Annotated in this window: 10 protein-coding genes and 1 tRNA gene; 8 read left to right on the plus strand and 3 right to left on the minus strand. The window is 61.4% G+C overall.

Annotated elements, in window-relative coordinates; genetic code table 11:
• Positions 1-243: 243 nt before the first annotated feature.
• Positions 244-1,464: an HNH endonuclease gene (locus DK389_RS12235; protein ID WP_109889905.1), complete on the minus strand. Its 1,221-nt coding sequence runs from the start codon at positions 1,462-1,464 to the stop codon at positions 244-246.
• Complete coding sequence (locus DK389_RS12240; protein ID WP_109889906.1) at positions 1,445-1,678, minus strand: hypothetical protein; 234 nt, start codon at positions 1,676-1,678, stop codon at positions 1,445-1,447. Before DK389_RS12240 ends, DK389_RS12235 begins: the two co-directional genes overlap by 20 nt.
• A gap of 714 nt (positions 1,679-2,392) precedes the next feature.
• Here DK389_RS12240 and DK389_RS12250 point away from each other — a divergent pair.
• The 5 genes from DK389_RS12250 to DK389_RS12270 all read left to right on the plus strand — a co-directional run bounded on the left by DK389_RS12250 (position 2,393) and on the right by DK389_RS12270 (position 10,112).
• On the plus strand, positions 2,393-2,617 hold the full coding sequence (locus tag DK389_RS12250) for a helix-turn-helix domain-containing protein (protein ID WP_109889908.1): 225 nt from the start codon (positions 2,393-2,395) through the stop codon (positions 2,615-2,617).
• 547 nt (positions 2,618-3,164) lie between these two features.
• The gene (locus tag DK389_RS12255) at positions 3,165-6,878 is read left to right on the plus strand and encodes a rhamnosyltransferase WsaF family glycosyltransferase (RefSeq protein ID WP_162560617.1); all 3,714 of its coding nucleotides are present in this window, start codon (positions 3,165-3,167) and stop codon (positions 6,876-6,878) included.
• A gap of 672 nt (positions 6,879-7,550) precedes the next feature.
• Positions 7,551-7,625: transfer RNA gene (locus DK389_RS12260), tRNA-Thr, on the plus strand.
• Positions 7,626-7,790: 165 nt separating this feature from the next.
• Positions 7,791-9,068: an IS66 family transposase gene (gene tnpC / locus DK389_RS12265; protein WP_109889146.1), complete on the plus strand. Its 1,278-nt coding sequence runs from the start codon at positions 7,791-7,793 to the stop codon at positions 9,066-9,068.
• A 165-nt stretch (positions 9,069-9,233) separates the two neighbouring features.
• Positions 9,234-10,112: a site-specific integrase gene (locus DK389_RS12270; RefSeq protein ID WP_162560618.1), complete on the plus strand. Its 879-nt coding sequence runs from the start codon at positions 9,234-9,236 to the stop codon at positions 10,110-10,112.
• Here DK389_RS12270 and DK389_RS12275 read toward each other — a convergent pair.
• A protein-coding gene (locus tag DK389_RS12275) for an IS630 family transposase (RefSeq protein ID WP_109889913.1) occupies positions 10,072-11,129 on the minus strand; the annotation gives its coding sequence in 2 pieces (ribosomal slippage) (positions 10,072-10,637 and positions 10,637-11,129; 1,059 coding nt in all). The genes DK389_RS12270 and DK389_RS12275 overlap by 41 nt on opposite strands.
• A 124-nt stretch (positions 11,130-11,253) precedes the next feature.
• Between DK389_RS12275 and DK389_RS12280 the strand changes: the two genes are divergently transcribed.
• From DK389_RS12280 to DK389_RS12295, 3 genes are all read left to right on the plus strand, one after another.
• On the plus strand, positions 11,254-11,913 hold the full coding sequence (locus tag DK389_RS12280; protein WP_162560619.1) for a site-specific integrase: 660 nt from the start codon (positions 11,254-11,256) through the stop codon (positions 11,911-11,913).
• A 44-nt stretch (positions 11,914-11,957) separates the two neighbouring features.
• Complete coding sequence (locus DK389_RS12285; protein WP_109889917.1) at positions 11,958-12,923, plus strand: HNH endonuclease; 966 nt, start codon at positions 11,958-11,960, stop codon at positions 12,921-12,923.
• A 786-nt stretch (positions 12,924-13,709) separates the two neighbouring features.
• The gene (locus tag DK389_RS12295) at positions 13,710-14,291 is read left to right on the plus strand and encodes a recombinase family protein (protein WP_109889921.1); all 582 of its coding nucleotides are present in this window, start codon (positions 13,710-13,712) and stop codon (positions 14,289-14,291) included.
• The last annotated feature ends 112 nt before the right edge of the window (positions 14,292-14,403 follow it).

Here is a 14,403-nt window from a genome sequence, read left to right on the forward strand (position 1 = left end):
GGTGAAGCTGCGCCTCTGCCACGAGGCGGGCTGCGGCGAGCGCCGGCCCCTCTCCTGCTCGAGGCCCCGCGATCGCGCGAGCGACCTCCTCGACCTGCAACCCCCATCGCGGGTCTGCGCTGAGATCGACGGCCAGCCCGTGCCGGAACGCGTTGCGGCTCGCCCGATCTTTGCCCGCCCGCGTACGGGGACCTGTGCTCTTCCGCGCGTTCTCGCGATTGGCGGCTGTCTGTGCGGGTGAGGTCACCGCCGCGCCGACCCGCGTTGATCGCTGGACGCATCAATCGCTTCGCCCTCGATGACTTGGTCAGAGGCGGCGCGCAGGCGGGCACCCAACGCCGACCGCCGCCTGTCGATCTCGCGCAGCACGCCATTCCGGCGGCCGTCGGCGTTGGCGATCATGCGCTCGATGCGGTCGAGGTCGTCCAGCTTGCCGGAGAGTGCCTGGGCCGAGATTGCCTCGTCGGTGAGCCCGTGCTTGGCGAGAAGCGCTGCAACCTGGCGCACCGCCTCTCGCTTCCCCGAGCTCCACCCACGAACGAGCTCGTCGCGCTTCATTTGGAAGGTGTCCTGTTCAGGCTCCCCATAGAGATCTAGAAGGTAGCTGAGACCTTGCCGACGCGCCGTTCTGAGCAACACTGTTCTGAGCCGCCTCAGGCGTTGCGCCTCCCATAGGAGATCGACGACATCCTTGACCCACAGCCACTCGATCGTGTCCCGGGGCTCGACCGACACCCCCACGGCGGTCAGCAGCCGGCCGTAGCCGTCCGGGTCCTCGTCGGGCAGGAGCGGTGGTGGCGTGAGAAGCGAAGCGATCTCCGGTGGGATGAGCGCCTCCAGACTTCCTGCCAGAACCTGCTGGTCCTCTCGCTTCGGCGCGCTCGACATTCCAAACCCGATGGATGACTGGTTGCGTGTAGGCGGCCTCTGGTGCGTCAGCGCCGCGGCGACCTGCGCAGGCGCGTACTTTTGAAGGTTCGCGATTCGTTCTGCCAATGGTTTTTCGGCTTCAGCCGCCTTCCTCCACAAAGATCGTCCAAATCCGGGCATCTTCTTAGCTGATCCGGCCGATATACCGAACAGCGCAGTTTCTCTCGGCACTACAGCCCCACTGAGTTTACGCTTCAACGGGCTTGCCCTCGAACCCGGCAGAAGTCGCTCGGGTGCGGTCGCGCCGATGTGGCGGAGCTTCTGCCGCTTGGCGCGCGCCGTGCGAGCGTGATCGTCCCGGGTCTTCTCACGGCCGCAGGCCTCGTGGGCGGGGCCCATGTTGCCGAGCTCGTCCATGCCCCCGAGCTCAAGCGCTCGGATGTGCTCGACGATCCAGCGCTCGCGGGCCCCGTCGATGCGCTCGCCGCAGACCACGCATCTGCCGTTCGTGCGCTCCCAGGCTTGGAGACGCCGGCGCGGGGAGAGGCGGCTGCGCGGCGTCGTGCCGATATCCTCAGGGGTGATGAGGGGCATGACGCTTGTCCGTGCGAGTTGAGCGGCCGGAGAGGGCTTTGAGGGCGCGATGGGAGAGGCTCTCCCAGTCGCAGAGGAGCTGCTCGTAGCGCTCGATCAGGGCTCGGAGCTCGGCGTCCTGCTCCTCGGGCACGAGCTTGGCGCGAAGGCCCAAGGACGCGACAGTCAGGCGTGCGGGATCAATCGCGCGTGAGCGCGGTCTCTTGCTGGGCATGGCGTGCCTCGCAGGTTGTTAGGAAGGATAGGGAGGGGGCTGACGCCTGAGACTCAGCAGGGCTTTGTCAGCAGGCTTAGCTCAGTGCAGCGCAGGGACCAGGGACTGAGATGCACCGGTGTGGCGGTGGCCTGACGTCGTGATGCGTGACAGATTCGGGTAGCGAATGTTGCCGAGGATCGGGAATCGTTGACGATTGCGGGCTGTGAGGCGAATCCGGGTATCCCTCCGCTGCTGGTGAGATTACCTGATCCGAGGCCGTTCGCGATTTCGTCAGCTGCGCTGGTGCGACGGCTTGCTGTGCCTGACGAGCCGCGAATGCACGAGCTTCCCTTGCGGCCTTCCAGGTTCCTTTGAGGGCAGCGGAGAGACAGATGTTCCAGGACTCGCCAGTCACCGTGCGACGGGCTCGGGCCGCCTCAGTGGCGGCGCTCATGATAGCACGGCGGTTGTAAGCGCCTCCCACGAAGAGTGGGCGCGTTCGCATAGAAGCTTGTGCGCGAGCTGCAGCGATCTTAGCAAACCCTGCTGCTGCAGTCTGGGCGCGACGGTCACAGGATGAAATCTGCGCACGGTCAGCGCGTAGGTGCTGAAGCGCGGAGGACCACGAGATGGAACGGCGATGGCACATGAGAAAGCTCGCTCCATGATCAATCAACATAAAATGTTGATACCGGCCGGCGTGAAGCCAGTCAACAAAAATTGTTGAATCGCGTGTCGCCAGCTCTCGCTCGCGCCGCTCGCGCGCTACTAGGCATGACGCAGTCCGAACTAGCACAAGCTGCTGGGCTTGGGTTGTCGACTATTGTCGACTTCGAAAAAGAGAGACGCCTAGTATCTGACGAATCTGTTCGGGCGATTAAAGACGCTTTGGAAGAAGCAGGGATAGAATTCATTTGTGAAGATGGAGGCGCCCACGGACTCAAGCGGCGGAATTGATTTTACCGGCTGTGATTTCTGGAGCCAATTGATGCGGACAGCGTATCTCCCCTTCTAAATGAGAAGGTAGATGCTGTCGGAAGAGCAAATAGCAAAGTTGGAAGCTCAGGTATTGATCTGTTTTACCAAAGAGCGAGACGCCGCCTCTGAGTCTACACTGTACTGTCACGACTGCTTCCTGAAGTTATCAGAACGAAGCCAAATGGCGCAGTTTGCCAGTTGGACTCGGCGCCTGGTGGCGTGCCACCCCGCTCTTCATCCGTTAGTCAAACGCGCCAATGAGTCGCTCAACGGAAAGGAGTCTTCGGCTGACGAGGCGGACAACCCCGAAGAGTTGCGCCGGGCGTGGCGAAACGGCAAACCATGGTCGGCCAGCGATAGGCGAATTTGTTGCAGCTCTGCTTTGCACCTCGCGCTATGGCTTCGGTCGACCCGCCGGAGGTCTGGTGCCGCGTCGCAAGAGTAAAATCAGTGCAAGGTCGGGCAAATGCGGTTCGCTCGACCCAAATCTCTGCAGGAATTACAAGACCCGTCTATCGGGAAATTTATGGAATATGCCATGCGGGTGAATTTTTTTCGAGCAAGAGCAAGATTAAAGAGAAGCAAATCAATCGTCAGGAAGAGTATATTATTCGACAGTGCTTATTACGCGCAGGTCTACGGCCTCAGCAGGCACATAGATGCAGCCGAGCATTTTTGCAAAATTGGCTGGAAAAAAGGATTTAATCCATCTCGGTTTTTTGATGTAAATTTTTACTTAAGCGCCTACGAGGATGTTCGAAAGGTTGGAGCGAATCCTCTCGTACATTACCTCACGGAAGGCGCGCAGGAGTTCAGATGGCCTGTTAAGGATTTTGACGTCGCGGCATTTTGTGCGGCGCACGCTGAGTTGGATCCGCGCACTCAAAATCCAGCCGAGTTTTGCGTCGAGAAATATGGTGGCTACGATTGGACACAGGAGCAATATCGCTCCGTCGTCCTACCAGAGGATGTCGTTCACGCTTTCAAATCGAGATTTGATCCTGACTTTTACAGGTCTATGAATATCGACACCTGCGAAGCTGGTGAGGATCCCTACTATCATTTTATCAATCGCGGTCAATATGAGGACCGTGATCCAGCGCCGGAATTCGATATCGGATTTTACAGAAGCAAAATCAGGTCAACGGACGAGCTTCTTGGAAACCCGATCTTTCACTACGTTCGGCAAGGGCGGCCGCAAGGTGCAGCGACACAACCTGCGGATGCGATTAATCTCGATACGCGGACGATATCACCCGCGACACACGACCTGAAGATCTGCGTTCATGCACACTGCTATTACCCGGAACTCCTGAGCGAGGTCCTGCCGGGCTTCGCGAACTTGCCGGCCACGGCCAAGGTGGTCATCACAACTTGCTCAGAACCCGACAAGGAGTTCATACAGAAACGCCTCTCCCGTGAGGCCTTTCCGCAAGCCGTCGAGGTTCGGCAAGTTCCTAATCGCGGCCGCGACCTCGGTCCCTTTCTCATCGGGTGCCGGGACATATGGCGCGACTTTGATATCGTGGTTCACGTTCACACGAAGGTGAGCCCTCACATCCGCTGGGGCAAGCACTGGCGCGAATACTTGCTCGATCAGACGTTTGGCTCGGAAGGGCTTGTCAATGATGTATTGAGTCGGTTTCAGGCGGAGGCAGACTTGGGGTGCCTCTACCCGCGCAATTTCTGCAAAATCCGTCGTTTCACGCAGAAGGAAGGCAACACGTCGGTCATCGAAGCGATGATGCAGCGCCTGGGCTATGGAAGAGAGACGCTGCAGCAATCCGACTACCCTGCCGGATCAATGGCATGGTATCGGACCAGCGCGCTGACCGCGCTCACCGAATCCATCGACAGTTACGATCAGTTCGAGGAGGAAGCGAGGCAGCTCGACTTCACGTTCGCGCATGCCTTGGAGCGGATCCTGCCGCTCGTGGTGCGCGCGTCGGGCTATCGGGTCTGCAGCTACACGACGTCTCGGCGATCTCGCCTGATTCCGCGTGCCGATTTTCCGGCGCGTGAGAACACCTATATGGATATTCCGGATCGCTGGATCGGCGATACTCCGAACATTGCGCGCCATCCGGTCCTACCGACTGCACCGGCAAGTCGAGTCTACAATGAGCGCTGCCTGAACATTCACTGGATCATCCCCTCGTTCAACGCGAGGGGCGCCGGCGGCCACATGAGTATCTTCCGCATGGTGGAGTTCCTGGAGCGTTTCGGCCACCATCAGACGCTGTGGCTGCAAAGCGCGATCGACTTTTCGGATCAAGCAGAAGCGCGGAGCCGCGCTCAGCAATGGTACCGGCCTATCGGTCAGAACGTGCACGTCCGCTTCCTGCCCGAGGATATCCGGCAACTCTCTGGCGACGCGTTGATTGCGACCGAACGCTGGAGCGCGTTTCCGGCCTCGCTGGCGGTCAACTTCAAGGAGCGCTTCTACTTCGTGCAGGACTTCGAGCCGAGCTTCTATCCGGCCGGCGAGCTTCAGATCCTGACAGAAGCGACGTACGATTTCGGATTTGCAGCTCTGTGCGCCGGGCCATGGCTCGGCCAGCTGATGCGGGAGCGCGGTCTCTGGACGCGTTGCTGGGACCTCTGCGCCGAACACGAGGTCTATTATCCAGGTATCCGGCCGCCCGTTGGCGAGCGGCCAATCCGCATTGCCTTCTATGCGCGGCCTTACACCCCTCGGCGCGCGGTAGGACTAGGCTTTGCAGCGTTTGAGATTTTGCATCGCCGAGGCGTGAATTTCCATGTCGAGTTGTTCGGGGAGGCCAATCTCGAAGCTGAATTCGATTTTGCTCATACGCAGCACGGTGTCCTGACGCATGAAGAGCTCAGTGATCTGTACCGCAACAGCGATATCGGTGTTGTCTTTTCCTCGACAAACTATTCCCTGATCCCCCTTGAAATGATGGCTTGCGACCTGCCGGTCGTCGAGATCGACGTGCCGAGCACGCGCGCAGTCTTCAAGAACGATGAGGTCTACTTCGCGTCGCCGACGCCCTACGGGATTGCGGATGCGATCGAAGCTCTGCTGAACGATAAAGACCGGCAAGCTCAGCAGCGCGAACGGGGGCGCGCCTTCGTGGAGCGCACCTCGTGGGAGCGCAGTGCCAGGGCTGTCGAGTCCGCCATCCGCGAGCGCATCGCGGAACTCGGCTACACGGCCCTGTCGCCAGAGCCCTTTCCAGCGCCGGTCGTCGTCGACAAGCCCAAGGCGACGGTCCTCATCCCGACCTACAATGCCGGAGCGTCGTTCGCCCAAGTCCTCGATCAGGTGACGCGTCAGGCCTGCGATTTCGCCTACGACATCCTGATCATCGACAGTGAATCGACCGATGGCACCTACGACCTCGCGAAGGGCTACGCGGATCGGGGCGTCCGCATCGAGCGGATCCCGAAAGCCGAGTTTCAGCACGGGCGTACCCGAAATCTCGGAATCGAGCGCTCCGAGGGCGCGTATGTCGCCCTGATCACGCAGGATGCCTGCCCGCGCAATTCGCACTGGCTTCAACACCTCATCGGCGGCTTCAGCCGCGGACCACGGGTGGCGGGCGTCATCGGGCGCCACGAAGCGTATCCCGAGCACGACGCCTTTACCCGCCGTGACATGACCGAGATGTTCGACGGATTAGCGCTCCTGCCGGACGTGATCGACCGTGACAACGGCTTGCCGAGCTACATCTATCCGGGAGGTCAGACATGGCAGATGCTGATGCACTTCTACTCGGACAACAATTCGGCGATGTCTCGAGAGGCGTGGAAAGTGCTGTCCTATCCTGAAATAGAATGGGGCGAAGACCAGGTTTGGGCGAACGAAATGTTGAAACTTGGATTCCAGAAGGCCTATGTCAATGAGGCGGTCGTCTATCACTCGCACAAGTTCGATCTGAAAACTCAGTACAAGACATCCATGACGGAAGGTAAGTTCTGGGCCGAGCAATTTGGCATCAATCTTCATCCGGATCCTGAGGCCGCGATCGCGGCGATGAACGCTCGCGATCAAGCGTTTGCTATCTGCCACAGCATCGATGCGGATGCCTTGGAGCAGCGTCGCCTTTTCAATCGCGCCATCGTCGAAGGGCGAAGCGCAGGATATCGCGCGGCTCCCCTCTTTGAGATGCCGAGTGGAAGTGGAGTCACTAGGACGACGGCGATTATCTCCAATGGATGGTTGAGGTTAATGCTCGATCGAGAGCATTTTTATAAATATACAGGATGGTTTACCTGAAAAATTTTAGATTATCATTTTTAAATACAAGATATCGCACGGAAAACCACCAAGTTCCGTTTCGAAATCGTGAAACGCTCGTGCAGCACGGGCCGCGTCTGCGGGGTGGTGACCACGCCGCTCACCCTCCCGCCGCGATCGATCAGGAGGAACCCAGACTGGACAGCCGCACAGCAAATGGCAGAACGAACCCATTCCAGGAGGCCTGGGTGCGTCTGAATCCGGTAGCGACGTTTTGCAAAGCTTCCCAGGGCAGATCTCGAGGCACCGTTAAAGCTCTGGGCCCGATCTGATGCCAACCAATGGTGATCGTGGCCGCCGAGGTGCTCAGCGGCGACGGGTTTGATTCGATGCGGCGAACCGGAGGGTTTGGCGTGTCCGCTGCAGCCATGAGCACGACCCGGCCCGCCCTGAGGCGCTCGGAAATCCTGCCCGCCGCAGTGCTGACGCTCCCTGCTCGGCTTCCGGCCGGCGCAGGGACCGCGGTTTGGCGCGACGCTCTCGCCCATCCAACCTCGGCATCGCCCAACGCATGAAGATCCGGTCACGCGATGTCTGACCCGTTGGCGGGGAACAAGCTCAGCCCGCATCGCGCGATCAGGACAGGTAGATCATGCCGGGCAGGCGTCGGGTTGAACGCCCGATCCCGGCCTGCTAGCAAGCCAAGCGAGGGCCGGTGTAGCACAGCGGTAGTGCAGCGGTTTTGTAAACCGAAGGTCGGGAGTTCGATCCTCTCCACCGGCACCACTCAAACGCTCTTGCTGGGCAAAGAGTTAGTGTCATACAGCGGCTTAAGGGCAACCGCACTGTAATTACCCACGCGGTTTGAGCGCCAGGTTCGAAGGACGTGCGGCGGCGCGGGGGTCGTGCGGGGGCCTTGTGCGGGGCCGGTTTGGCTGATTCGTTCGTGGGATGGGCCGCAGCGATCTCGAACGTCTGAGCCGGGAAGAACTGATCGAGCTGGTGCTGCGGCTGCAGCGCCCGCAGAAGACCTCGCGCACCTCCTCAAAGCCGCCGTCCACCGACCGCAAGGAGCGGCGGGAGCAGGCCAAGCCCGGCGGAGCCAAGCCCGGTCACGAGGGCCATAGCCGTGTGCTGAGCGAGGATCCCGACGCGGTCGTCGATCATCGTCCGGATCGGTGCGCGTGCTGCGGCGGCGCCTTGCACGGGGACCTTCCCGCCGAGGTCGTGAGCGTGTCCGAGCGGATCGAGTTGCCCGCCGTGGCGCCGGTGGTGACCCGGCATCGGCGGCTGGCCGTGCAGTGCCCGTCCTGCGGGGGGCGCGGCGTCGCGCCGGTGCCGCAGGCCGCGCGGGGCACGCCGTTTGGTCCGCGGCTGCACGCGGTGGCGACGTATCTGAAGACCTTCCAGGCTCTGTCCTACGAGCGGCTGCAGGCGGCGCTGTCGGATCTGTTCGGCCTGACGCTCAGTCAGGGCGGGCTGATGAACCTGCTCCGCCGCGCGCAGGCGCGCTTTCGGGCCGGCCGCGAGGCCGCCGTCGCAAAGCTGCGCCGTGCCGAGGTCGTCGCCTCGGACGAGACCGGGGTGCGCATCGAGGGCTCGAACTCCTATCACTGGGTCTTCCACTCGACGGACGCGGTGGTGCACACAGCCTCGCCGACGCGCGGCGCCGTCGTGGTGCGGGAGATGATGGATGGGCACCGGCCCGCGGTCTGGATCTCCGACCGCTACACCGCTCAGCAGGGTCATGGCGTCCGCCACCAGACCTGCCTGGCGCATCTCGCCCGCGACGTGGCCTACGCCGTCGAGGTGAGCGCCGATCCGGTGCCACTGCGCCTCCAGTTCTGGCTGCAGGCCGTGTTCGCCCTGGCCGAGCGCGTCACCGATCTGGCCGCCTCGACGCTCGCGGCCAAACGGCGGGCGCTGGAGCGGCGGCTTTCCGACATCCTGTCCGCCCCGAGCCGCTGTGACCTGACCTACGAACTGCAGGCCAGGATTGGTCGGGCCCGCGATCAACTCCTGGTCTTCCTCGATCATCCCGGCACGGTCGCGGTCACAAACAACGGCTGCGAGCGCCTGCTCCGTCCCGCCGTCGTGCAACGGAAGATGACCAATGGCTACCGTGCGATGTGGGCCGCTACCGGCGAGGCCGACATCCGCACCGTCGTCGACACCGCCCGCCTCTCCGGCGCCAGCCCGTTCGCGACGATCCTCGCCACCGTCGCCTGAACGGCGCCCCCATCAGAGGCGTGGGTAATTACACCGCACTCTCACACAGCGGTCCCTCACATGGCCCTCATGACTGCTCGCCCTTGGAAGGACCCAAGCACCGGGGTCTATCATCTCAGACAGCGCACTCCTCGTAAGCTATTGGCTCGCGTGAGGGGACAATCGGTGACTCTCCCGGTGGCGGATGGCTTCGCCTCTGTGAAGATCGGGGACATCGTTCAGGCTTCGCTGAAGACCAAGGAGGCCAGCGAGGCACGGAAGCGACATGCGGTTGCCGATGGTGCGCTGAAGCGGTTCTGGGAGGCACAGGAGGCCGGACCCACCAGCTTGACCACAAGGGAGGCGGTGGCTCTCGCCGGGACACTCTATACGGCCTTCACATCGGTCCTTGCTGATGATCCTGGTCCTCCTGAGCGTTGGGAGAAGGCGCTTCGGTTGAATGCCAAAGCTCGTGCCGGGGAGTTGGGTCTCGGGCTGGCAATAGGGAAAGAGGCGAACCAACGGGCTTCGATGGAGGATCGGTTCGGCGGTTTTGCTGATGCTGTCCTGGCTCGTGAAGGGCTCGTGGTCGATCAGAAAAGCCGTGACCTCCTGCTCAGCACCATTGCCTCAGCGATGGACGATGCGTCAGCGAAGCTCACTCGTAACGCCCGGTTCGACTACTCCCCCGATGTAGCTGCGCTGAAGTACCCCGCGTGGGAGAGTCGGTCGGGTGCAGAACCCTCCGGTGACGCCAAGGCTGAGCGCATCACAGTGGTCGAGCTGTTCGGCCGGTGGGCTGCCTACAACGCCGACAAGAAGGCGGCAGGGACCATCAAGCGGTACAGGGGAAGCCTTCAATCTCTCGTTCAGTTCGCCAAGGATCGAGACGTTCGGTCACTGACCCCTGATGACCTCTATGCGTGGGCTGAGCACCGGAGGGACGCCGAAGGGGTTTCGCCTCAGTCCATCAACAAGAACGACTTTGTGGCAGCCAGTGCCGTCTTATACCAACCCTCACTGATCAGAACTCATGAGCCCAGGCGCGCAGGCCGATGGACATGATGCGCCAGGGTTGGTCGATGAGCTTGTTCCAAGCGTCGCAGCAATGATCGAGGATGGCCTCGTATGACGCAAAGATCCGGTTGCCGAGCCAGTTCTCGCGGATGAACTGCCAGAGGTTCTCGACCGGGTTCAACTCGGGCGAGCGCGCCGGCAGCGGCAGCAGCGTGATGTTGGCTGGGACGATGAGCTTCTTGGTCATGTGCCAGCCGGCCTGATCGAGCAGCAGCACAGCGTGCGCACCGGCGGTGACGGCCCTGGCGATCTCGGCCAGGTGCAGGTTCATCGCCTCGGTGGTGCAGCGGGGCATGACGAGCCCGGCTCCCGTGCCACGAGCCGGGCAGATCGCGCCGAAGATGTAGGCGGAGGCGGTGCGCTGGTCCTTTGAGGCTGCAGGCCGTGTGCCGCGGCGTGCCCAACGACGTGTGATGGAGTTCTTCTGACCGACCCGGGCCTCGTCGGCGAACCAGACCTCTATCGGCTTGCCGCCGACAGCCTGCGCGACCTCCGCCAAGCGAGCGGGGAAGGCTTTTTAAAAGCCGGGATGGCGTCCTGATCCTGAGCATGATGGCGCGGACGAGCCGAGAGCTTGGCGTAGCCCAGGCCCCGCAGAACCCGGCTCAAGGTCTGCTCGGAGACTGAGACGCCGTGCTCCTCCACCAGGAACTGAGCGAGATCGACCAGCCGCCAGCGCACCAGCCCGTGCGCAGCCGGCGTGGGTCCCGCCTCAACCAAGGCCCGCAGCGCCTCACGCTGCTCAGCGTTCAGGCGCGGGCGGGCGCCAGGGGCTTTGCCGCCGATCAGCCCATCCGGCCCGTCGGCGTTGAAGGCCAGAACCCAGTCCCGCACCGTCTGCAGGCCAACCCCACCGAGAGCCGCCGCCTCGGAGCGCGAGCCGCCAGCATAGATCGCTGACAGCGCCAGCAGGCGACGGGTCTGATCCGGGTCGCGCGAGCTCTTGGCCAGAGCTCGCAAGGCCTCGGCATCGAAGTCTGGCCGCAGCGGCACAGGAGCGGCCATCCCATCCTCCTCAGGCTACAAACCCGAGAAATGAATCACGACCCGTTCTGCACCGCTACCCAGCGTGAGTCCTGCTCAACGAGGCTTGGTATTAGGGTGGGCTGCAAGCCGTCAAGGCAAGCTGTTGCTCTCTGAGAACCCCGTGAAGGGCATACACCTTGATGAGCCAAGGAAGGTCGCCAAGCGGGAAAAGACGTTCAGGGGAGGCGAGATAGCTGCGATCCTCAATGCAGCCTCAGCGGTGAAGCCTGACGAAAGGAACCCTACTCTCACTGATGCTTGCCGCTGGTGTCCTTGGCTTGCTGCCTATTCCGGAGCCCGCATCGCTGAGCTTACCCACCTTGAGGGTCGTGACATCCGGGTTGAAAGCGGAATTACCGTGATGGACCTACGGGTGACGAAGACCGGAGAGCCAAGGACGGTGCCGCTCCATGCCCACCTCATCGAACAGGGCTTCCTTGAGTTCGTGAAGGCATCAGGATCAGGGCCGCTGTTCTACGATTCTGCTAGGCACGGGAAGGGCTCCGCTGCCTCACCGGCTGAACTGAGAGCGAACAAGGTAGCCAAGTGGGTGCGAGACACGGTGAAGCTCGATCCTGACGTCGATCCCAATCACGGATGGCGGCACACTTGGAAGACCAGGGCGCTCGGGGTTGGGATCGAAGAACGGCTCAGGGATGCAGTGACAGGCCATCGGGTCGCATCCGTCGGGCGGAAGTACGAGACACCCTCACTGTCTATGCTGGCTGGCGCTATGAGGCGGTTCCCCAGGTATGAGATCTGAGGCTGATCTCTAGGAACGTCAGTAAAAATCAGCGAGGCTATGGAATGTCAGTGTTCTACCAGCACATTGGTGAGGCTCTTTGGCGTCGTGACGCACCTAAAAGTATTGGAACACCAGAGGGCGGATTACGGCGCTTTCGGCTGCCAGAGATTGAGAAGCACCTCCAGAACATTCCTCCTTCTGAACTGGCCGCCGCGCACTCTAAGATGACAGAGCTTGCACCGACTGGCTTTCAGGTCTGGGGTTTACCTGAAGGAGCGCGGGATGCCATCAAGAACATGGAGGACGGAGATTTCCTGATGCTGTTGGAAAACACGGACTTCAAGTTCGTCGGACAGGTACTGCACCGCTTATCAGAGCCCTGTTGGGACCTATCAAGGCACATATGGGGAGAAGCCCGTTTCCCGCTCGTGGTATTCTTGCAAGGCGAACTGACCTCTTATCCTTGGACAAACTTCTGCGCAGACTTCTCATTCGCTGACGGGTATCATATGCGCGGCAATACGATGCGCCTCTCCAGTGAGCGTATCGGTTCTTCGCCATGGCAAACGGAAGAAGGCTTTATCTCGCACTTGCTGACAACCACAGGAGTAAACCCGGAGGATCAAGCAAGCGACTTCCAGGCCTTTGCAAACAATCTGCAGATACACCTTCGCATGGTGAAGGCGCGAGCGGCTCAGCAGAGATTCAGGCAAGGCACCATTTCCAAGCAAGGAATGGAGTGTGCGTTTTGCAGCATGAGCATTCCAGAGGTTCTGGAAGCCGCCCATATCGTCCCTAAAGAACATGATGGCGCAGACGACCATCGTAATGCTCTGGTATTATGCGCTCTGCACCACCGGATGTTTGACTCTGGCCTACTGAGGATCAATCCGAACACTCGTTCTGTGCTTGCAGGCGGATCCTATTCCCTGGATGAACTGCGGGTCACGAGGCATCAGATCGCAGCCGGCCCACAGTGGCCACACGAGCGATCACTGAGATGGCGTTGGGAGAGGGGTTTAGGGTAGCCCGATTCCACCGCAAAAATCTCAGAGCCCTACCGCTAACCCCGGTTCACCCGTGTTCCCCCGTGCCACCCCCTCCGTGCTTTCGTTTCGGCAGGGGTAGGACCGGGGGAACAGCTGAAGTAGAGGGGCGTTAGTTCATGCACGGCTGAATCTATCCCCCCTTCGGCTGTGCGCATGTAACGGTCCTTCTCCTTTAGCCCTGGCTCTTGCCGGGGCTTTTCTTTATCGACCCGCGCCACTGGCATGGTTTTGGCTTCGTCTCACTCCCGTCCTTGCGATGGGCGTTTCCTCCATAGACTCGGGCCGCTCCTCGTGGGCGGCTCTTCTTTGCTCTCAGCTTAACGCATCACAGAGCTACAGGATGGTGGGGCTTTAGCCCGATCCCGTCTGCCTCCTCTTGGCTCAGGACCTCGTCCGTGGCCGCCACCTCGCAAGCCGGGGCTACTCTCTCGCGAACCAACTCCGCAGCCGCTTCAGCACTCTCCGAGAGAACAACCCAGCGCTTCATGACGGGCTCATCCCCTGCGATCCTGGGCGACTGACAGGTGACAACGAGAGGGTGGAGGGAGCGGGTCTCGGATGCTGTGTCCATGGCAGGGCTCACTGAGGGGAGCCCATTACGTTCAGCGCGGCCGATCCGTTCCCAAGCTGAGCCGATCAGTAGGGCAGGCCCTTGTGAGAGGGTGAAGAACCCTGCCGAGAACCTATCACACACGTTGACATCGGAATTCTGATAGCTTCAGATCGCATCTTTCTCGATCCTATTGATAACGTGGAGGATGGGTGATGCTGATCGGGTACGCCAGGACGAGCACGGTCGAGCAGATCGCCGGCCTGGAGGCGCAGGAGCGAGACCTCAGGGCTGCCGGGGTGGAGCGGATCTACCAAGAGCAGACCAGCGCGACCGGACCACGGAAGGCACTGACCGAAGCCTTGGACTACCTGCGAGAGGGTGACGCCCTGGTGGTGACCAAGCTCGACCGGCTGGCTCGCTCCGTGGCCGACCTCGTGGGCATCATCAAAACCATTCAGGCGAAGAAGGCATCCCTGAAGGTGCTGGCCCTGTCGCTCGACACCGGCACACCCACGGGCAAGCTGATGCTGAACCTCTTGGGATCCGTGGCTGAGTTCGAGCGTGATCTGATGCTGGAGCGGCAGCGGGAGGGGATTGCCAAGGCCAAGGCCGAGAAGCGCTACAAGGGCCGCAAGCCCACGGCGATGGCCAAGGCTGACGAGGTGAGGCGCTTAGCTGGGCAGGGGCTGACCCGGGAGGCGATAGCCAAGCAGCTCGGGATTGGAGTGGCGAGTGTCTACCGGGCTCTCAGGAGCGAGACCGGTGCAACAGAAGGCCGGGCTCAGGCAAACTGAGTACAGCCTCGTGGGCGGTCGCTTGGTGCTCAGGCTGGTCGCTTACCCTGAATGCCTTCCTTGCCATTCTCGGCGCTGCCCTGGTGAAGGAAAGGGGTACCGGCACGCTATG

The sequence above is a fragment of the Methylobacterium durans genome (assembly GCF_003173715.1).
Classification (GTDB): Bacteria; Pseudomonadota; Alphaproteobacteria; order Rhizobiales; family Beijerinckiaceae; genus Methylobacterium; species Methylobacterium durans.